Annotated in this window: 17 protein-coding genes, 1 tRNA gene and 1 pseudogene; 9 read left to right on the top strand and 10 right to left on the bottom strand. The window is 67.4% G+C overall.

All coding sequences use genetic code 11. The annotated features are described in order from the left end of the window. Positions 1-122 precede the first annotated feature (122 nt). Positions 123-356 (bottom strand): annotated as a pseudogene (locus tag GV007_RS19155) (cell division protein CrgA); the annotation flags it as partial. A 151-nt stretch (positions 357-507) separates the two neighbouring features. Here GV007_RS19155 and GV007_RS04475 point away from each other — a divergent pair. Continuing rightward, a complete protein-coding gene (locus tag GV007_RS04475) occupies positions 508-1398 on the top strand; it encodes a class E sortase (protein WP_160071178.1) in 891 nt (296 codons plus the stop codon). Further along, the gene (locus tag GV007_RS04470) at positions 1398-1592 is read left to right on the top strand and encodes a hypothetical protein (protein WP_160071177.1); all 195 of its coding nucleotides are present in this window, start codon (positions 1398-1400) and stop codon (positions 1590-1592) included. Before GV007_RS04475 ends, GV007_RS04470 begins: the two co-directional genes overlap by 1 nt. An 85-nt stretch (positions 1593-1677) precedes the next feature. On the opposite strand, the gene pknB is transcribed toward GV007_RS04470, so the two are convergent. The 7 genes from pknB to GV007_RS04435 form a co-directional block, all read right to left on the bottom strand. Further along, positions 1678-3450 carry a Stk1 family PASTA domain-containing Ser/Thr kinase gene (gene pknB / locus GV007_RS04465; protein WP_160071577.1) on the bottom strand — a complete coding sequence of 591 codons (1773 nt, stop codon included), beginning with the start codon at positions 3448-3450 and terminating at the stop codon, positions 1678-1680. A gap of 184 nt (positions 3451-3634) precedes the next feature. After that, a complete protein-coding gene (locus GV007_RS04460) occupies positions 3635-5434 on the bottom strand; it encodes a protein kinase domain-containing protein (RefSeq protein WP_160071176.1) in 1800 nt (599 codons plus the stop codon). After that, positions 5431-6891, bottom strand: coding sequence for a peptidoglycan D,D-transpeptidase FtsI family protein (locus tag GV007_RS04455; RefSeq protein WP_160071175.1), 1461 nt, complete (start codon positions 6889-6891; stop codon positions 5431-5433). The genes GV007_RS04460 and GV007_RS04455 overlap by 4 nt, the downstream gene beginning before the upstream one ends. Beyond that, the gene (locus tag GV007_RS04450; RefSeq protein WP_160071174.1) at positions 6888-8282 is read right to left on the bottom strand and encodes an FtsW/RodA/SpoVE family cell cycle protein; all 1395 of its coding nucleotides are present in this window, start codon (positions 8280-8282) and stop codon (positions 6888-6890) included. Before GV007_RS04450 ends, GV007_RS04455 begins: the two co-directional genes overlap by 4 nt. After that, the gene (locus GV007_RS04445) at positions 8266-9516 is read right to left on the bottom strand and encodes a Stp1/IreP family PP2C-type Ser/Thr phosphatase (protein ID WP_201297567.1); all 1251 of its coding nucleotides are present in this window, start codon (positions 9514-9516) and stop codon (positions 8266-8268) included. The genes GV007_RS04450 and GV007_RS04445 overlap by 17 nt, the downstream gene beginning before the upstream one ends. 2 nt (positions 9517-9518) lie before the next feature. Beyond that, positions 9519-10103 (bottom strand): FHA domain-containing protein FhaB/FipA, encoded by a 585-nt coding sequence (locus tag GV007_RS04440; protein WP_160071173.1) that lies wholly within the window; start codon positions 10101-10103, stop codon positions 9519-9521. Next, positions 10100-10810: an FhaA domain-containing protein gene (locus GV007_RS04435; RefSeq protein ID WP_104244082.1), complete on the bottom strand. Its 711-nt coding sequence runs from the start codon at positions 10808-10810 to the stop codon at positions 10100-10102. The genes GV007_RS04440 and GV007_RS04435 overlap by 4 nt, the downstream gene beginning before the upstream one ends. 223 nt (positions 10811-11033) lie before the next feature. On the opposite strand from GV007_RS04435, the gene GV007_RS04430 reads away from it, so the two are divergent. After that, positions 11034-11118 (top strand) — tRNA-Leu (locus GV007_RS04430). 227 nt (positions 11119-11345) lie between these two features. Then, positions 11346-12827 carry an MFS transporter gene (locus GV007_RS04425; protein ID WP_201297565.1) on the top strand — a complete coding sequence of 494 codons (1482 nt, stop codon included), beginning with the start codon at positions 11346-11348 and terminating at the stop codon, positions 12825-12827. Between the two features lie 97 nt (positions 12828-12924). On the opposite strand, the gene GV007_RS04420 is transcribed toward GV007_RS04425, so the two are convergent. Beyond that, the gene (locus GV007_RS04420) at positions 12925-14199 is read right to left on the bottom strand and encodes an alpha-amylase family glycosyl hydrolase (protein ID WP_160071172.1); all 1275 of its coding nucleotides are present in this window, start codon (positions 14197-14199) and stop codon (positions 12925-12927) included. A gap of 121 nt (positions 14200-14320) precedes the next feature. Between GV007_RS04420 and GV007_RS04415 the strand changes: the two genes are divergently transcribed. Continuing rightward, positions 14321-15241 carry an aldose 1-epimerase family protein gene (locus tag GV007_RS04415; protein WP_160071171.1) on the top strand — a complete coding sequence of 307 codons (921 nt, stop codon included), beginning with the start codon at positions 14321-14323 and terminating at the stop codon, positions 15239-15241. Between the two features lie 97 nt (positions 15242-15338). Here the strand turns inward: GV007_RS04415 and GV007_RS04410 are convergent, their stop codons facing one another. Next, on the bottom strand, positions 15339-16268 hold the full coding sequence (locus GV007_RS04410) for an N-acetylglucosamine kinase (RefSeq protein WP_160071170.1): 930 nt from the start codon (positions 16266-16268) through the stop codon (positions 15339-15341). A gap of 78 nt (positions 16269-16346) precedes the next feature. Here GV007_RS04410 and GV007_RS04405 point away from each other — a divergent pair, with 78 nt between their 5' ends. The 4 genes from GV007_RS04405 (at position 16347) to GV007_RS04390 (ending at position 19468) form a co-directional block, all read left to right on the top strand. Next, a complete protein-coding gene (locus tag GV007_RS04405; RefSeq protein WP_160071169.1) occupies positions 16347-17033 on the top strand; it encodes a hypothetical protein in 687 nt (228 codons plus the stop codon). 190 nt (positions 17034-17223) lie between these two features. Further along, positions 17224-18042 carry an HpcH/HpaI aldolase/citrate lyase family protein gene (locus tag GV007_RS04400; RefSeq protein ID WP_236558325.1) on the top strand — a complete coding sequence of 273 codons (819 nt, stop codon included), beginning with the start codon at positions 17224-17226 and terminating at the stop codon, positions 18040-18042. A 161-nt stretch (positions 18043-18203) separates the two neighbouring features. Then, complete coding sequence (locus GV007_RS04395; RefSeq protein ID WP_201297563.1) at positions 18204-18668, top strand: peroxiredoxin; 465 nt, start codon at positions 18204-18206, stop codon at positions 18666-18668. A 101-nt stretch (positions 18669-18769) separates the two neighbouring features. Further along, a complete protein-coding gene (locus tag GV007_RS04390; protein ID WP_160071168.1) occupies positions 18770-19468 on the top strand; it encodes a GNAT family N-acetyltransferase in 699 nt (232 codons plus the stop codon). The last annotated feature ends 27 nt before the right edge of the window (positions 19469-19495 follow it).

Below are 19495 nucleotides of genomic sequence, written 5' to 3'. Positions count from 1 at the left end.
CGCATCCGGTCGGATGCGCGGCTTCTCTGTGTTGTGTGAGAGTTATCCACAGGGTTATGCACACCTGGGGATGAATTACACAGCTGTCATTCGAGACCCTGTGGATAACTTGTTTGGGGCTGCTAACGCCAGTTCGTCGTCATGATGAAGCCGATGAACGCGATGCCGAAGCCCACGAGGATGTTCCATGAGCCGAGTTCGGCGATCGGGAGAGCACCGCTCGTCAGGTAGAACACGATGATCCAGAGGAACCCGAGCAGCAGGAAGCCGAACATGAGCGGCTTGAACCAGACCGGGTTCGGGTTGCGCTCGTCGCTGTCGCTCACCCCGGAGGCGCGCTTCTGCCGACGCTGCTTCTCCGTCGCCGCGAGAGCGGCCGCAGCTGCGGACGCTTCCGAGGAACGGTGCTTCTTCGTACCGGCCGGAGTCTTCTTCTCCGGCTCGTCGGACTTGGAGTCGCTGGACTTCTCACGAGACATGCGGGCCATCCTATCTATGATTGCTCCTATGCCATCTGCTGAACGGCCCGGACGAGACGACGGGACGACCTCGATCGAGTCTCTCCTCGCGGCCGACGACGGCTACGAGACCAGGTCCGAGCGACGCCTCCGAGAGCAGCAGGCTGCATCCCGGCAGCGCGAGGACTCGTCGAAGGTCACGGGCTCGAAGCCGAGGCGGCGGCTCAGCATCATCGGCGTTTCTGGTGAAGTGCTCATGACCCTCGGAGTCGTCGTCCTGCTCTTCGTCGGGTGGAAGTACTGGCTCAACGACCTCATCGTCGGCGATGAGCAGAACCAGGCCGGGCAGGAACTCAGCCAGGTGCTCGCGGATGGCGGTGAAGAAGCGACGACCGTGACCACAACGGATCCGGCCATCGGCATCCCCATCTCCTCGGCGCCGACGGTCACGAACGAGCGCTTCGCGATTCTCTACGTTCCCACCTGGGGGGCCGACTACGCCCGTCCCATCGCGCAGGGAATCGAACAGCACGAGGTGCTCGACAACAACATCGGCCACTACCCCGACTCGCAGATGCCCGGTGAGGTCGGCAACTTCGCCATAGCGGGCCACCGTCTTGCGTACGGGGCTTCGATGCAGAAGATCCACGAGCTGCAGCTCGGCGACGAACTCGTCGTTGAGACCGCCGACGGCTGGTACACCTACTCGTATCGTTCCGGCGAGTACGTCGCCCCCACACAGGTCGACGTGCTCGGCTCGGTGCCTCGCTACCCGGAGCAGACCGGCACAGACCGGCTCATGATGATCATGAGCTGCAACCCGTTCTGGTCGACGGCAGAGCGCATCATCGGGTACGCGGTGTTCGACAGCTTCACGCCGCGGGCCGACGGCCCGCCAGCGTCGATCGCCGCGTCCGTCGCCACGCAAGGGGGTCTCTGATGTACGGCGCGCTCTGGCGTGTGCTCCCCGGGCCATGGCCCGTCAAGCTCCTGATCACGCTCGTCGTGATCGCAGCCGCTCTCTACGGTCTGGTCTTCTACGCGTTCCCGTGGGCGGATGCACTGCTCACGCCCCAGAACGACGTCACCGTCGGCCTCGGAATCGCTGGCTCCTCAGCGACAATGGCATCCTGACAGCGACGGCTCCTCCCGATCATCGGAAGGAGCCGGAACGCGTTGCGCGGTCACCGCGACCTTGCTCGCGAGTCGTCGTGCGCCGCTACTCCTCCGTTGAGGAGGGGCCCGCGCTCGAGGTGGGTTCTGGTGCTGGCGCGGTCGTCTCCGGCGGGGCCGGCACGGACGTGCAGTAGGTGACCTCGACCTGCGAGTGCTGGGCGACTGGTCCTGATGGGACCGACATGTTCACGATCGGGTCGCCGTCGACCGCGAGGCAGCCCGGGTCCTGCTTCACGACCGCGAGGAGCCCGAGTTCACGGAGCGTGGCAGTCGCCGACTCGAGGGGCTGGCCGATGAGGTCAGGCAGCGCCACGTTGCCCGTCGACGTCACGAGGTTGACGCTGGAGCCCGCGGCGACGCTGGAGCCGCCCGCAGGGTCGCTGCGGACGATCGTGCCGGCAGCGACCGTCGGAGAGTCCTCTGACGTGATCTGGCCGACGCTCAAGCCCGCGCCCTGGAGCGCGACCGTCGCCTGCTCAACGGTCATGCCGTTGATGTCCGGCATCGTGACCGCAGACGGGCCAGTCGAGACCAGGACGGTGATCTCCTGGCCGGGAGAGACGCTCAGTCCTGAGCCCGGCGTCGTGCTGATGACCTGGTTCTCGGGGACCTCATCGCTCGTCTGCGCCGCACGCACGGGCGTCAGGCCGGCGTCCTCGAGTGTCGTGCGCGCCGCGTCCCACTGCTCGCCCACGACGTCTGGCACATCGACGCTCGTGTCGGGCAGCTGGCCGACCTGGGGGAGGGAGGACACCCAGATGCTGACGGCCACGATGACGACGACGAGGAGCGCCGCGGCGCCCCAGATCCACATCGCTGGGGGACGCCGCTGCACCTGCGGTGCGCGGTCGTCGGTCTCCGAGAGCGAGTTGAAGGCGGACTCCGTGGCGCTCACGCCAGAGGGGGCTGGGCCGAAGAGCTGGGTGCGGTCGTCGTCCTCCACCTTCGTGGCGAACGCCGGCATGATGCCCTGCGCCGCGAGGTCGAGGTCGCGTCGGAACTCCGAGGCCGACTGGTAGCGGTCCTCGCGGTTCTTCGCGAGGGAGCGCTTGACGACCGCGTTCATCGCCTTCGAGACCTTCGGGTTGATCTCGTTGGCGTCGATGGGGCGCTCGGTGACGTGCTGGTAGGCGACGGCTACGGCGGAGTCACCCTGGAACGGGACCTTGCCGGTCAGCATCTCGTAGAGCACGATGCCTGCGGAGTAGAGGTCGCTTCGTCCGTCGACGTTCTCGCCCTTCGCCTGCTCGGGCGAGAAGTAGGAGGCGGTGCCGAGGATCGCCGTCGTCTGGGCGATCGTGCCCGCCGTGTCGGAGATGGCTCGGGCGATGCCGAAGTCCATGACCTTGACCGTGTCCTCCGGCGTGATCATGATGTTGCCGGGCTTGATGTCGCGGTGCACGACGCCAGCACGATGCGAGTACTCGAGCGCCGTCAGGATGCCCGTCATGTACTCGTGGATCTGCGTGTCGGCGAGCGGGGCACCGGCCATGACGTCGCGAAGCTGCTGCCCCTCGATGTACTCCATGACGATGTAGGGCACGACAAGCTCGTGCCCATCGGCGCGCACGAACGTGTCCTCGCCTGCGTCGAAGACGCGGACGATCGTCGGGTGCGTCATCCGGGCAGCGGCCTGTGCCTCCTGTCGGAAGCGCGACCGGAAGTCGGGCTCGCCGGAGAGCTGCGTGTTGAGGAGCTTGACGGCGACGCGGCGGCCAAGACGCTCGTCGGTCCCGAGGTAGACCTCAGCCATACCTCCACGACCAATACGCCGACCGATGTCATATCGGCCCGCGAGCGTGCGTTCGCCCTGCATCACGGAAGCAAGCTCCTCTCCCCTTGGCAGTGTTCGCCAAGCTCAAGCCTCGTTAGTCTGCCGATCTTATCTCGACGCGAATGAGTGATCGGTGCCATCGGAGCTGTGAACCGCGCGTTCCATGTGGATGCATGGAGTTGAGCGAATTCGTTGCTTTGTGCATCCGCCCGCCGGGCCGCCGAGATCAGCCCTCTGGGTCGGTTGACGGCGGAGTTGACGTGCTCGGCGTCGGCTGTGGGACGGTCGCGGAACCCGTGGGTGAGTCGGCACTCGTGTTGCCCGAGCCGCAGGTGGCGCTGTACGAGGCTTCGACGATCGTCGAGCCGTCGTTGACGTTGACGTTGACCGAGGTTCCCGTCACGCTGCCCGGGGATTCGGCGCCAGACACGTTCAGGTTGTACGCGGAGAGGCTCTGCCCGGGAGGGCACTGGAACGACGGCCAGCTGATGGTCGCCTGCGTACCCGCCGCGTTGACGGTGACGGTCGGAGCCGTCGTCGGGGTGTTCGGCGTCTCCATGTTCGCGTACACGGTGAGCGTCACGGTGGAGCCGAGGTCGACGGTTCCGGTCGGGCTGACCGCCGTGACCGTGTTGACGTCTTCCTGGTTCGTCGCGACCGGGCCCTCGGCGCGTGCCGGGGTCAGCCCGAGCTCCGAGATGCGGTTCGCCGCCGTGTCGTAGTCGAGGCCCAGGTAGTCGGCCTGCGCGATCGACACGTTGGTCGGCGTGCTGACGCTGGGGGTCGGCTCCTGCGACGGAGTCTCGACCGGTGTCGTCTCCGTGATCGAGGGCGGGGGTGTCGTCGTCGCGTCGGCGTCGGTGTTGTTGGTCACCAGCGCGAACGCGAACCAGGCGAGGGCCGCAGCGAAGAGGATGATCGCTCCGATGAGTACCCACAACCAGGCAGCCGGCTTCTTGCGCTCTTCGTCTGCCGGGGAGACGAGCGAGGTCGAATCCTCTTCTGCGCCTTCGACCGGGGTTCCTCCGATGAGCGTGTCGAAGTCGTCCTTCATGACCTCGGTCGTGCCCGCGGCCGTGCCGAGCACGGTCGTGCGTGCGCCCTCGTCCATGATGGCGGTGCGATCGAGCGGAGCGGTGGCGTCACCGACCTCGTCGGCGGCCGTCAAACCGAGAACCGCGGGGACCGCCTGCGCTGCCCGCGTGACGTTGCCGTCGCGCAGTGCGCGTGCAGCTCGAGCGAAGACCTCCGCTGAGACCGGCCGGTCTTCCGGCTTCTTCGCGATGGCAGCGAGCACGAGGTTGCGAACCGGCTCTGGCACCGTCACGGGCAGTGCCGGAGGCTCGTCGTTGATGTGCGCCATGGCGATCGCGACCTGCGATTCACCCGTGAACGGGCGCCTGCCTGCGAGCGCCTCGTAGGCGACGATGCCAAGCGAGTAGATGTCGGTGGACGGGTTCGCGGCGTGACCGGAGGCCTGCTCGGGCGAGAGGTACTGGACGGTGCCCATGACCTGACCCGTCGCCGTGAGCGGCACCTGGTCGGCGATCCGAGCGATGCCGAAGTCGGTGATCTTCACGCGGCGGTCTGGCGTGATGAGCAGGTTGCCTGGCTTGATGTCGCGGTGAACGAGGCCGGCCTTGTGAGCCGCGTGCAGGGCGAGTGCCGTCTGCGACACGATGTCCATGACCTGGTCGGGCGGCAGCACGCGCTCGCGCTCGAGCACGGTCGAGAGCGCCTCGCCTGGCACGAGCTCCATGACGAGGTAGGCGGAGCCGTTCTCCTCGCCGTAGTCGTACACGTTGGCGATTCCCTCGTGGTTCACGAGAGCGGCGTGCCTCGCCTCCGCGCGGAAGCGCTCGAGGAAGCCGGGGTCGCCCATGTACTCGTCTTTGAGGATCTTGATGGCAACGGTGCGCCCGATCACCTGATCGGTCGCCTCCCAGACCTCGCCCATGCCGCCGATGGCAATGCGCGAGCTCAGCTTGTATCGGTCTCCGAACGAAACACCTGCAGCTGGTCTCATCTGCTCAGCACCGCCTTCATCACTTGCTGCCCAATCGTCGCCGCCAGGCCATTTCCGGTCCCAGACTGTCCCATTCCGCCACCGTCTTCGAGCACTACCGCGACCGCGATCTGCGTATCGCCCGATTCGGCGAATCCTGTGAACCACAGCGAGTACGGCTCACCCTCGCCGTTCTCCGCGGTCCCTGTCTTCCCAGCCACGTTGATCCCGTCAATTCTTGCATTACTGGCAACGCCCGAGTTCACGCTGCCCTCCATCATCGACTGGAGTGATGCCGCAGTCTCCTCGCTGATGGCCCTGCCATAGCTCGAGATCTCCGGTCCCTGGATCTCCTGGAACGTCGGAGTCTGGATGCTCTCCACGAGCGACGGGTTCATGACCTCGCCGCCGTTGGCGATGGCCGCTGAGATCATCGCGAACTGGAGCGGGGTCGCCCGCACGTCGAACTGGCCGAAGCCGGTCAGCGCGAGCTGCGCGTCGTCGTCGAGCGCCGTCGGGTAGCTGCTCGCGCTCGCCGTCATCGGGATCTCGAATTCGTGGTTGAAGCCGAACGCCTCAGCCATAGCGCGTACCTTGTCGGCGCCGAGGTCCATGGCGAGCTGTGCGAACGGCACATTGCACGACTGCTCGAGGGCGATCCGGAGGTTCGTCGTGTCGCCGCTTCCGCACTTCGCGCCGGCGGACGGGTTGTTCACCGAGACGTTGGTGCCCGGGAGCGTGAGCGTCGCCGGGTTCGGGAGCGGGGACTCGGCCGTCGCGAGCCCGTCTTCCAGTGCCGCGGCCGCGACGACAAGCTTGAACACCGAGCCGGGCGGGTTCATGTCGCCACCGATGGCGCGGTTCTGGAGAGGATCATTCGGGTCAGCCAGGAGATTCCGGTAGGCCTCCTCGACGGTCTCGGAGTCCTGTCCGGCGAGCACAGTCGGGTCGAACGTCGGCGTCGAGTACATCGCGAGGATCGCGCCCGTCGCCGGGTTGATCGCCACAGCCGCACCCTTGTACTCGCCGAGAGCATCCGCAGCCGTCTGCTGGGCAACGGGATCGATCGTCGTCTCGACGAATGCACCAGCTGGGTCCTGGCCCGTGAAGAGACGCTCGAGTCCCTGGAAGAACTGCGTGTCGCTGCTGCCGGAGAGCTCCGGGTTCAGGGCACCCTCGAGGCCAGTGGATGCGCCGTTGATCGAGTAGTACCCGGTCACGGCGGCGTATAGGGGGCCGTTCTCGTACTGTCGCTCGTACTTGTAGGCAGTGTCGACGGGCGTCGAAGACGCGATCGGCGTCCCGTCGACGAGGATCGGACCACGCTGGATCTCGAAGCTCTCCTCACGGGTGCGGTTATTGCGTGGGTCGTCGCGGAGCGACTCGGCCTGGAAGACCTGGATGCTCGTCGACGCGACGAACAGCGACATGAACATGATCATGACGAGGACGCCAACGAGGCGGATGTTCTTGCTCATTCGTCGATCGCCTCCGTCGGCACGTTACGCACGGTGTCGCTCAGTCTGAGAAGGATCGCGACGATGATCCAGTTGGCGAGCAGGCTCGAGCCGCCCGCCGCCATGAAGGGCATCGTGAGGCCCGTCAGCGGGATGACGCGCATGACGCCACCTGCCACGACGAACACCTGCACCGCGATCGTGAACGCGAGGCCCGTCGCGAGCAGTCGCCCGAAGTCGTCGACCCCCTGCTGGCCGATGCGGAAGCCGCGCGCCACGAAGATCACGAAGAGCAGCAGCACGACGAAGATGCCGGCCATGCCGAGCTCCTCGCCGATGGCCGCGATGATGAAGTCGCTCGACGCGAGGGGGGTCGTGCCGGGGCTGCCCGAGCCGAGGCCCTTGCCGATGAGACCGCCGGCACCGAGGCCGAAGAGTCCCGTCACGAGCTGGTAGCTGCCGCCATCCGCCTCGTACATCTCGTCGTCGAAGGGGTCGAGCCAGGCGTGGACGCGGAATTCGACGTAGCCGAGCGTGTTCGCCGCGATGAGCGCGCCGCCGATGAACAGGCCGAGGCCGATGAGCACCCACGAGAGGCGCCCCGTCGAGACGAAGACCATGACGAGGAACAGGCCGAAGTACAGCAGGGAGGTTCCCAGGTCGCGCTGGAAGACCAGCACGCCCATGCACACGGCCCACACGACGAGGATCGGCCCCAGATCCCTGACCCGCGGGAAGCGCATCCACAGGAACTTCTTGCCGACGACAGAGAGCGAGTCGCGGGCCGTGACGAGGTAGCCGGCGAAGAAGATCGCAAGCGCGATCTTCGCGATCTCACCGGGCTGGAAGGAAAAGCCCGCGATGCTGATCCACACGCGCGCGGCGACGTCGGTACGGCCAAGCCCCGGGATGAGCGGCAGCAGCAGGAGCACGATGGCGATGGCCATGAACACGTACGTGTAGCGCTGCAGCACTCGGTGGTTCTTGAGCGCGATGAGCACTGCGATCGCGACGCCCACCGCGAGCATCGTGAGCACGATCTGCTGCGTCGAGGGAGTCCAGAAGACGCCCTCAAGCGCAGGATTGCTCAGGTCGATGCGGTAGATCATCGCGATGCCGAGGCCGTTGAGCACCGCCGCGATGGGCAGGATGAACGGGTCGGCGCCCGGCGCGCGGAAGCGCAGCACGATGTTCACGCCGAGAGTCAGCGCACCGATGATGGCCGACAGGGTGACGACGTTGAAGTCGAAGGTGCCGCGCACGCCGAGCTGCACGAGCAGCAGCGCCGAGAAGTTGATGATGAACGCGAAGACCAGCAGGCCGAGCTCCATGTTGCGGAGCCCCTGACCTGTCTTCCTCGGGGCCCCGGGCACGACGGGCGCCTCTTCGCGTTGCTTACTCAGGAATGGCATCTCGGAGCCGTTCCACGATCTCGTTGGCGGCCTCGCGGTCGCCGGCGCTGATCGTCTTGTCGACCTGCGACTGCTGATACTCGGGCAGGCTCGAGATCTTGATGTCGGTCGTCTCGGTGAGCTCGTGCAGGGTGATCGGTCCGATGCCCTGCTGCACGCCCTGGTAGACGGCGACGTAGCCGACGCTCTCACCGACGTAGTACTGCTGCTGCGTCCAGTTGTAGGCGAGGAGCCCAGCACCGGCGACGGCCGCGAGGAAGACGATGGACGCCGCGAGCCACGAGACCTGCCGGAGGCGCTTTCGTCGCTTGTCCTCCGCGATGAGCTCCTGCAGCGCCTCGTCGCTGAACGGGACGAACTCCTCGTCCTGCGGGCGAGGGGCGGGCCGCCGCAGGGGGTGCAGGATGGACGGGATGATCTGGTTGCTGCGCTTCTGCAGGTTCGCCGAGTAGCGGAGCGGGTTCGCGGCTGATCCCACGACTCGCGTCTTCATGGGCTCGAGGGGCTCGGGGCCGATCTCGAGCATCACCACGGTCACGTTGTCCGGTGCGCCGTTGTCGAGCGCGAGCTGCACGAGGTCATCGCTGATCTCGCGGCTCGACTCGTCCATGCGAGCCAGGGTGCGCTCGATCTGCGACTCGTCGACGTAGCTCGAGAGGCCGTCCGAGCAGAGCAGCCAGCGGTCGCCCTCCTGGATGTCGAAGACCTCGGTGTCGACGTCAGGCCTGGTCTCGACATCGCCGAGCACCCGCATGAGCACCGAGCGCCTCGGGTGGGTGAGTGCTTCCTCCGCCGTGATGCGGCCCGCATCCACGAGCCGCTGCACGAACGTGTGGTCGACGGTCATCTGCACGAGAGAGCCATCGCGGAACCGGTACACCCGCGAGTCGCCGATGTGCGCGAGCACGAGGGACTGGCCGACGAGGCTGAGGGCGCTCACCGTGGTTCCCATGCCGCGGAGCTCGCTGTGCTCCTCGACGGCGCCCGCGATGAGGGCGTTCGCGTCGAGCAGCATCTCCGTCATGGCCTGCTCGGCGTCTTCGGTGCTCGAGTACTGCTCGTCGTTCTCCGCGAAGTGCTTGACCGCGATCGCGCTCGCCACGTCACCGCCGGCATGCCCGCCCATGCCATCCGCGACGACGAACAGGTTGGTGCCGACGAAGCCGGAGTCCTGGTTGTTGCTTCTGACCTTGCCGACATGGGAGACGGCGCCGGCGCGCGCGATGACCAGCATGCCTATCGCAGCTCGAACGTCGTCGTCCCGATGCGCACAGGCGTGCCGACCGGGACGTGGGTCGGCTGGGAGACGCGCTTGCCGTTGACGTAGGTGCCGTTCGTGGAGTCGAGGTCCTGCACCATCCACGCATCGTTCCAGAGCAGCAGGCGCGCGTGGTGCGTGGAGCTGTAGTCGTCCTGGATGACGAGGTCGGAGTCGCCAGATCGGCCGATCGAGAGCGGCTCGCTGCGCAGCGACAGCTCCGTGCCGCGCTTCGGGCCGGAGGTGATGACCAGCTTGCTCGGCCGCTCGGAGCGCGCAGCCGGACTGGGCACGGGAGTCGGCGGCCGGTGGCTTCCTGGACCAGCATCACCCGAGTCGGATGAGCGGACGGGAGCGGCAGGCGCGGCGGCCGGTGCCGGTGCGGCGTCGTTGTCGGCCGAGGCGAACACCTGCTGGCGCGACTTCTCCATGGCCTGCTTGTAGGCGGACGATCGGGTGCCGAAGAGATCGCTGCGAAGCGAGTAGATGACGGAGAAGACGAAGATCCAGAGCGCGGCCAGGAAGGCGAGGCGCAAGACGAGGAGAGTCAGCTCACTGGTCATGTGAGGCCTCCCTGTCGCGGGAGGTACCCGGTGTCGTCGCTCGGGTCGGCCTGGGGGATCACCCGGAACACAATACGGTGACGCCCGATCTGAATGGTCGAATCGGGCTCGAGACCCGCCTGGGAGATCGAACGGCCATTGACCTTCGTCCCGTTCGTCGAGCCGAGATCGCGGATACCGGCACGCTTCCCGTCCCAGACGACTTCGGCGTGCTTCCGCGACGCGCCGGTGTCGGCGATCGTGATGTCGGCTTCGGAGCCGCGCCCGATGACCGTCGATCCGACGCCCACATGGATGCGCTCGCCATCGACATCCAGGATGGGGGCCCAGGCGACCTGGCCCTGCACGCTGCGCGAGTCGACCTCGATGCGTCCCTCAGAGAGCGAGTCGTTCTCCAGGAACTTGATGCTGAGGCCACCCGAGAACTGGTAGCCCTGCTTCGCGGCATGCTGCTCGACGACGCGCATGAGCTCGTCCTGGATGCCAGCGATCTGCGAGATGCGCGTGTAGTCGACCTGCGACATCTGCACGTTGAAGCGATTCGGGACCAGCACGCGGTCGCGTGTGACGATCGACGCCCTGGTGTCCATCTCGCGTTTCAGCGCGGCGCTGATCTCGACGGGCTGGAGCCCAGAGCGGAAGGTCTTCGCGAACGCACCATTGAAGAGACGCTCGAGCCCACGCTCAAATCTGTCGAGGATTCCCACATGTCTCCTGGTTCTCGAGGGCACGCAACAGCCCGCACCGGGTGGCGCGAATCTGTTTCATGCTAACGGCACTGGGCTGGATGTCCGACTTCTTTGCCTCGGCTATGGGCTTTCGGTGCCCTGCCTGGGCGCTTCCCCGGTGGGCGTCCTCGGGTCTGAGACGCTCGCATCCACGCCCCGGTTTCGCACTCTGCGACAGTGTCTGGTAATCTCTCGGAGGTTGGCGCGAGTGGCGGAATTGGCAGACGCGCACGGTTCAGGTCCGTGTGCCTTCGGGTGTGGGGGTTCAAGTCCCCCCTCGCGCACCAGGGTCCCAGAGCAAGAGCACTGGGAACACGAAACCCCCGGAACTTCGGTTCCGGGGGTTTCGTCGTTCCGGCACGCACCCGCACCGGCGGACTTATGTCGAGCTTCGGGACTTGCTAAGGTGGCCGATCTGTCGAGCGTCGCCGCTCGGGTAGGTCGAGGCGGCGACGTCCTCGGTCCGAGGCTTGAAACCTCCAGCACTCGCTTTCTGAGAACCTGGAGGGTTTTCTTGTCTTCTGACGCGTCTTCCGTCAAGCGCGCATCCGCGCCACGCACCATCTCCAAGTGGTGGGCACTCGCCGTGCTCGCCCTCACCCAGCTCGTCGTCGTGCTCGACGGCACGATCGTCACCATCGCACTGCCGCAGGCGCAGATCGAGCTCGGCCTCACCGACGTGCAGCGGCAATGGGTCGTAACCGCCTACGCCCTCGTCTTCGGGGCGCTCCTGCTGCTCGGCGGTCGAGTCGCCGACTACTGGGGACGCAAGCGCGCCTTCCTCGTCGGCATGATCGGCTTCGGGGTCGCCTCGGTCTACGGCGGCTTCGCCCAGAGTGCCTTCGACCTCATCCTCGCCCGCGGACTCCAGGGTCTCTTCGCCGCGCTCCTCGCCCCCGCCGCCCTCGCGCTGCTCACCGTCAGCTTCCCCTCCGGCAAGGAGCGCACAACCGCGTTCGCCGTCTTCGGTGCCATCGGCGGGAGCGGGGCCGCGGTCGGCCTCGTGCTCGGCGGAGCGCTCACCGAGTTCGCCAGCTGGCGCTGGTGCCTGCTCGTCAACGTCTTCTTCGTCATCGCCGGTGTCATCGGGGCGCTCATCGTCCTGAAGGAGAGCAAGGCCGAGGGTGACAACACCTACGACCTCTGGGGCACCGTCACCGTGTCGCTCGGCCTCGGCTCGCTCGTCTACGGGTTCAGCCTCGCCGAGGAGGGCTGGGGATCCCTCGGGACCATCGGCTTCCTCGCGCTCGGTGTTGCACTCCTCGCCGCATTCGTGTGGATCGAGACCCGCGTCGCCCAGCCCCTGCTCCCGTTGCGGGTCGTGCTCGACCGGGTGCGCGGCGGCGCGTTCCTCATCCAGGCCGTCATCGGCAGCGTGCTCATCGGCGCCACCATGTACCTCGCGCTGCACCTGCAGATCGTCATGGGAATGGAGCCGCTCGTCGCGGGCCTCGCGAACGTCGCGATGACCGTCGTCATCCTCGTGTGCGTCCCTGTCTGGGCGCGTCTGCTCCCCAAGTTCGGGCCACGCCCGTTCATGCTCGTCGGCCCGATCGTCGTCGCCGGCGGACTCCTGCTGCTCTCCGGCGTGACCGTCGACGGCAGCTACCTCACGCACATCCTGCCCGGACTCGTGCTGCTCGGCATCGGCCTCTCGATGATCTTCGTCCCACTGCAGAACCTCGCGCTCACGGGCGTGGAGCCGCACGACGCTGGTGCCGCAGCGGCAACCGTGAACTCGACCATGCAGATCGGCGGGTCGATCGGCCTCTCCGTCTTCACCGTGTTCTATGCGAACGCCGTTGCTTCGGGAGTCGAGGAGGGCGAGACGCAGCTGCAGGCCTTCACGAACGGCTACTCGGCGGTCTTCCTGGCCGCCGCGGGTGCCATGCTCCTCGCGGCGCTCATCGCCGGCTTCATGATCAGGGGCACCAAGGACCGCCCGCTCGTGCCGTCGGAATCAGCCGAGCAGGACTCCCTCGTCTCGATGCACTGACGCGCGCCCTGACCAACTTCAGTGCTGAACAGGTCATTCCGGGTCGTCTCGGACTGATCCGGGGCTTCTCCGCACTGAAGTTGGTCAGCCGTCGTCGCTAGCTGCCGTCGCTCCAGCGTTCGAGACCGTGGCCGTCGACGGATCGGCCGCCGAGCTGCACCGAGTCGTCGCCGAGGTTCACCGCGAGGAGAGCCCGCTCGCCCTCGCTGCCCTCGGCGATGAACAGTGCCGCCGTGTTCGCGAGCTCTTCCGTGCGGATGCGCGCAGTCGCGAGCCAGGGATGCTGGCGCCGGAACGCGATCGCGTCTCGGTGCGCCTGCGAGTAGGCGTTCTCCGGCCACTGCTTCGGGTCGCGCGGGAACTCAGGCCTGATGGCGTCGTCTCCGCCGGCCCGCTCCTCCTTCAGCGCCTCGAGCCCGCGCTCGTCGCCCGCGTACACGCTCGGGGCGCCCGAGAAGAAGAACAGCATGGCGATGGCGATGGCGTGGTTGCGCTCATCGTCGATGGCGCTCGCGATGCGCGTCACGTCGTGATTGCCGAGGAACGTCATCGGCAGGAAGTGCTCTGCGAAGTCGTTGTGCCGCTGCAGCGACCAGTCGAGCTCGAAGAGGTTCTGATCCTGCACGGATGAGCGCAGCGCCTTCCACAGCTCGTACTGCGTCACCGAGTCGATGCCGGACTCTCGCACGTACTCCTCGTAGTCGCCGTGGATGACCTCGCCAACGAACCACGAGTCCGGGAACCGCTCACGCAACGGGTCGATCGTCGACCGCCAGAAGTGCGGCGGCACCGCGTAGGCCGCGTCGAGGCGCCACCCGTCGACGCCCCGCTCCAGCCAGTGGTCCATGGCCTTCGAGACGAGCTCGACGACCTCAGGATGCTGGTGGTTGAGCACTACGAGCGCGTCGTGACCCTCGAATACGTCGACCGCGAGTCCGTCGACCCCACGCGCATCCGCACCTCTCGCGAACCGTGCAGCGGCTCCTGAGTCGGGGCCAGCCTCGACGGCCTCGCGCCACCACGGGTGCTCGCGGCCAACATGATTGAAGACTCCGTCGAGGAGCACGCGGACGCCGCGTTCACGGCAGGCGGCGATGAGCGCGTCGAAGTCGGCCTCGTCGCCGAGCCGCGGGTCGATGCGGAGATGATCGACCGTGTCGTAGCCGTGGGTCTGCGAGGCGAAGATCGGTCCGAGCAGCAAGCCGTTGAGGCCGAGAGCGACGAGTTCGTCCAGCCACGCCGTGATGCGATCGAGGCGATGCTCGATCGCACTCGAGCGGGGAGTGCCCGCCGTGTCCGCACCGACGAAGCCGAGCGGGTACACGTGCCACCAGAGTGCGGTCTGCGGCCAGGGCTGAGGAGCTGGAGTCATCGTCTCAGGCTAGTGACGCGGTCTGGGAAGCACTCCCTGGGTGCCTGCGACCCGCCCGTCTCACCCCGGCGTGAAAGACTGCCTTGGTCCTTCCCCCGACAGCACCGAGGAGTCCCCACAGATGTCGATCACCCCGCGCTCAGGCTCCTCCTACTTCCTCTCGCACGGTGCCTACGAGGCCTCGATCTCGAGCGTCGGTGCGACCCTGCGCGAGCTCACGCACAACGGCAGGCATCTCGTGCACACCTTCGACATGGATGAGGTTCGACCCGCGTACAAGGGGGCGACGCTCGCCCCGTGGCCGAACCGCATCATCGACGGCCGGTATCGCATCGACGGGCAGGAGCTGCAGCTGCCCCTCTCCGAGCCCAAGCGCGGGCACGCCCTGCACGGCCTCGCCCTGTGGCTCGACTTCGCACCTGAGGATGTCCGCCCCGACCTCGTCGTGCTGACGGCCACGATCGAGCCGCAGACGGGCTACCCGTTCCGCATCGAGGTGCGCACGAGCTATGTGCTCGGCGACGACGGCCTCACCACGACCGTGGAGCTGCGGAACGTCGGAGCCGGGACCGCACCCGCCGGCGCATCCACCCACTCGTACCTGGTCGCCGGCGAGGGTCAGATCGACGAATGGACCCTCGAGTCTCCCGCGCAGAAGCTCATGCACGCCCACGGCGCACGTCTGCTCCCCGGCTCGGTCGTCTCGGTCGAGGAGGTCGCGGGGGCCTTCGACTTCCGGGCCGCCCGGCGCATCGGCGAGATGGAGATCGACCACGCCTTCACCGATGTCTTCGGCGAAGGCGACACCGCCACGGTGACGCTCACGACCCCCGACGGCACGGGCGTCGGCATGACCTGGAGTACGGACGCACCGTGGGTGCAGGTCTTCACGAGCGATCAGCCTGGCATCGAATGGGACCGCCAGGCCGTCGCGGTCGAGCCCATGACCTGCGCACCCGACGCCTTCAACTCCGGCCTCGACCTCGCCTGGCTCGAGCCAGGCGAGAAGCTCGAGACCTCGCAGCGCATCTTCGCGATCTGACGCTCGACCCTCTCGGGGAGGCCGTCGGCGCGCGGGCCTCGAGCGTCACGATCGAGAGCGTCACGATCGAGAGCGTCACGACCTAGAGCGTCACGACCTAGAGCGTCACGACCCCGATCGAGGCGATGAGCGCGTGGTCCTTCTCCAGATGGGGGAGCATCGCCGCCCCGTCCAGCGGGTGGCTCTCGCCCACCGCCACCTGAGCCTCCGGGACCCGCTCGAGCAGCGAGCGCCGGAAGGCCGCGGCCACATGCGGCGACGAGAACACGTTGCCGATCGCCCGCACCTGCACGACCTCACGCCCGCCTGGCAGACCGACCCGCGTGAGCCCGGCCGCGACCGAGGCGGCCAGCTCCGAGCCCGCCGCCGCCAGGATTGCAGCAGCGACCGCATCCGTCTCCGCCAGGTCGCCGACCGACCGAGCGAACGACGCGATGTGACGGACCTTCCCCTCGTTCGTCTGCAGCGATACGTACATGCTCGGCAGATCTGGGTGGTGGGCGAGCACGACCTCGGTGAGCGCCGTCTCCGGACCACGGCCATCGAAGGCGCGCATCACCGAGTCCAGTGCGGCGCGACCGATCCAGTACCCGGAGCCGGCATCGCCGACGAGGTAGCCCCAGCCGTCGACCTGCGCGAGGCGTTCCTCGCCGACCGCGAGCGTCACGACACCGGTGCCAGCGGCGACGACCGCACCGAGCTCGGACCCGAGGGCCCCCAGGAAGGCCGAGATCGAATCGTGCGCGATGAAGACCCTCGCGACGCCGAACTGCCCGACCAGCAGAGCGAGCTCATCCGCAACCGTCTGCGCGTGCGTCACCCCCGACACGCCACCGGACACCGTGACCCCCGTCAACCCAGAATCACGCAGCGACTGCTCCACGACGCTCGCGAGCTGCGGCGCCAACGGGAGGTCGGTGCGAATCGCGGCGAAGGAGCGAACCTCGCCCGAATCGATCTGCGAGCGGATGCCGCTCTGGCCAGCATCGATGGCAAGAACAGGCGAAGGGGAGAACGTCGTCGTCATGCACCGAATCGTATTGCAGAGAGGCGACGGGCAGAGGTGCCCGCGTCACGAACACACCAACAGTCCTAGGGTGAACGCATGACGACACCGAGCCAGTGGAACGGACAGCACAGCCCCGACCCCCAGTCGACCGCAGCCCAGGGCGCGTCTGGCTACGGCACTCCGCCCAGCGGCACACCTTCCGCCTACGGTCCCACTGGTCAGGCACCGTCGGGTCAGGCGCCGTCTGGCCAGGGATACGGTCAGGCATCCGGTGACCCTCAGCAGTTGGGCGGCTACCAGCAGTCCGGCGGTTACGCGCAGCCCGGTGGCTACCAGCAGCCAGGCAGCTACGCCCAACCCGGCGAGTACGCGCAGCCGGGTGGCTACCAGCAGCCGGGCAACCCTCAGCCGGCGAAGGGGCCGAGCCGGAAGCAGCTGGCCACCTTCGCGAGCCTGCGCGAGGAGCTCTCCTTCTCGACGAACCTGTTCGGCATGATCTCGCTGGCGAGCGCGCTTGGCGGGTGGGTCCTCACGACGTTCCTCTCCTTCGTGATGAGCGTCCTGGCGCGCACTGGCGGCTACGAGATCTACGGGGTGCTGAGCCCCGCAAACGGCATCCTGCAGCTGCTGACCTCCGTCGCCGCAATCGTCTTCGGCATCCTCGCGCTTCGATCCAGCGGATGGCGCAACATGCCAGCCTCCGTCGGCTCCGTCGTCGGAGTCATCACCCTCGTTCCCACGGTTTTCTTCTTCCTCATCGGCCTGATCCCGTTCTCCTACTGATCAGGATCCCGAGCCGTTCTTGTAGAGGTCCGCAAGAGGACACCGCGTTTCGTCGTACTAAGCTCACACCTTGGCTGCGTGTCACGCGGCCGTACGCGGTCGAGCAGGCCCGTGCATCCAGTCGATGAATGAGGCGAGAGTTCTGAACGCTCCAGCGAGCCCCCACCCCAAGTCAACCGCCGGACACGTCGTGCCCCCGGCAGACGCCAGGTCCTGGTTGCTCGTCCCGGCGTCCAAGCCCGAAGCCTTCGACGCCGCGGCAGCCTCGCGCGCCGACGTCGTCATCCTCGACATCGAGGATGCCGTCGACCCCAAGCACAAGGCCGCCGCCCGAGCTGACGTCATCGCCTGGCTCAAGGCGGGCAACGCCGCCTGGGTGCGCATCAACGACACCCTGTCCGACTTCTGGGCTGACGACGTCGACGAGCTCGCGGGAGTCCCCGGTCTCCTCGGAGTCGTGCTCGCCAAGACGGAACAGGCCGAGCAGGTCGTCAACACGTACCAGCGACTCGGCGCGCGCATCCCCGTCGTACCGCTCATCGAGTCGGCACTCGGACTCGAAGAGGCCACGAACATCGCCCGCGCTGACGGCTCCTTCCGCCTCGCCTTCGGCAGCGGCGACTTCCGTCGCGACACCGGCATGTGGGCGACCCGCGAGGCCATGGCCTACGCACGCTCGCGCCTCACCGTCTCCTCCAAGGCGGCAGGCCTCCCGGGCCCCGTCGACGGACCCACCACCGACGAGAGCCTCCGCGTCCTCCGCAACGAGTCCGAGTGGACCCTCGAGCACGGCATGACCGGCAAGCTGTGCCTCCGCCTCGAGCAGACGGCCGTCGTCAACGAGGTCATCTGCCCGCAGACGAGCGACATCCTCTGGGCACGCGAGTTCCTCGCCGACTTCGACGCTTCCGGCGGAGTGGTCCGCGACGGCAGCGACCTCCCGCGTCTCGGCCGCGCCCGCAAGATCCTGCGCCTCGCAGAGGCCTTCGGCATCACCGTGGAGGCCTAGAGAGTTCAGCCAGGGTCGGCCTCGCGCCGATCGCTCGGTTCCGCTCTGCAGATGCGGGCCGCTCGCCCCTATCGGCGGGCGGCCCGCATCTCGTTCACAGGCGACGGTGGATGCGCTCTCGCTAGAGTCGGGCAGGTCAGATTCCCGAGCGAGGAGCAATCTTGGTCACCACTCTCAGCGTTGGCGACAGCGCCCCCGATTTCGCGCTCACCGACCAGCACGGCGAGATCATCCGCCTCAGCGACCTCGCCGGCTCGCCAGTCGTCGTCTACTTCTACCCGAAGGCCGGCACGCGCAAGTGCACGCAGCAGGCGTGCGACTTCCGCGACAACTACGCCGCACTCAGCGACGCCGGAGTCACCGTGCTCGGCATCTCGCTCGATCAGCCGCGAGAGCTCGCCATCTTCGGCGAAGAGCAGCAGGTGCCGTACTCGCTCCTCAGCGACTCGGGGGCGACCGCCATGGAATGGGGTGCGTGGGGCGAGCGTCCCGTCGCGGGAATCGCGGGAACCGGAGTCATCAGGTCGACCTTCATCGTGGATGCGAGCGGGAAGCTCTCCTGGGTCGCGTACGACATCGACCCGGACGGCCACGTGGAGGAGCTGCGCGCGACGCTCGGCATCTGAGCCGAGCGGGAGGCAACGGGTCGTAACCGTCGGTCACGACGTCAAGAGCATCGTGCGTTGTGCGTGACAATCGGAGACACATCCACTGTCTCGAGGACCCCATGACCGACACCACCATCGCCTCCACCTCCGTGCTCGACAACCCCGCCTGGAACTCGCTGACCGGCGCCCACGCGCACCTCGCGGTCGGCGGCGACCTGGTCAAGCGATACCCGGCCGACGTGTCGCCGTTCGTCGGCGTCCGCTCCTGGGAGGAGCCCGGCGTCTGGGATGCGATCGCCGAGCTCCTCGGCTCCGGGGCCGAGCTCGCGATCTCGCACGCAGACCCCGAGGTTCCGGCTGGTTGGGCACAGACCTGGCGCGGCGAAGGCGTGCAGCTGGTCGAGACGCCGCGCTTGCAGACGAGACCGGACGAGGAGGTCGTCGAGCTCGGGGCAGACGACGCCCCCGAGATGCTGGCGCTCGTGGAGCGCAACCAACCCGGCCCGTTCCTGCCGCGAACGTACGTGCTCGGGCGCTACGTCGGCATCCGCCGCGACGGAAAGCTCATCGCCATGGCCGGGGAGCGACTCCACCCGGCGGGTTGGACGGAGATCAGCGCGGTCGCGACCGACGCCGACTACCGCCGGCAGGGACTCGCATCCCGACTCGTGCTCGACGTCGCTTTCCACATCCAGCAACGCGGCGACCGTGCGCTCATGCACGCGGCGGCCGCCAACACGGGCGCCATCGCCGCATACGAGAAGCTGGGCTTCGAGCTGCGTCGGGCCACGCCGTTCACCGGCGTTCGCGTTCCCTGAGTCCATCCAGGCCGACCCGGCCCCTCA

Source organism: Pseudoclavibacter sp. 8L (genome assembly GCF_902506465.1).
Classification (GTDB): Bacteria; Actinomycetota; Actinomycetes; order Actinomycetales; family Microbacteriaceae; genus Pseudoclavibacter.
Note: the sequence above shows the minus strand (reverse complement) of the source record. Positions and strands in the feature narration are given on the sequence as shown.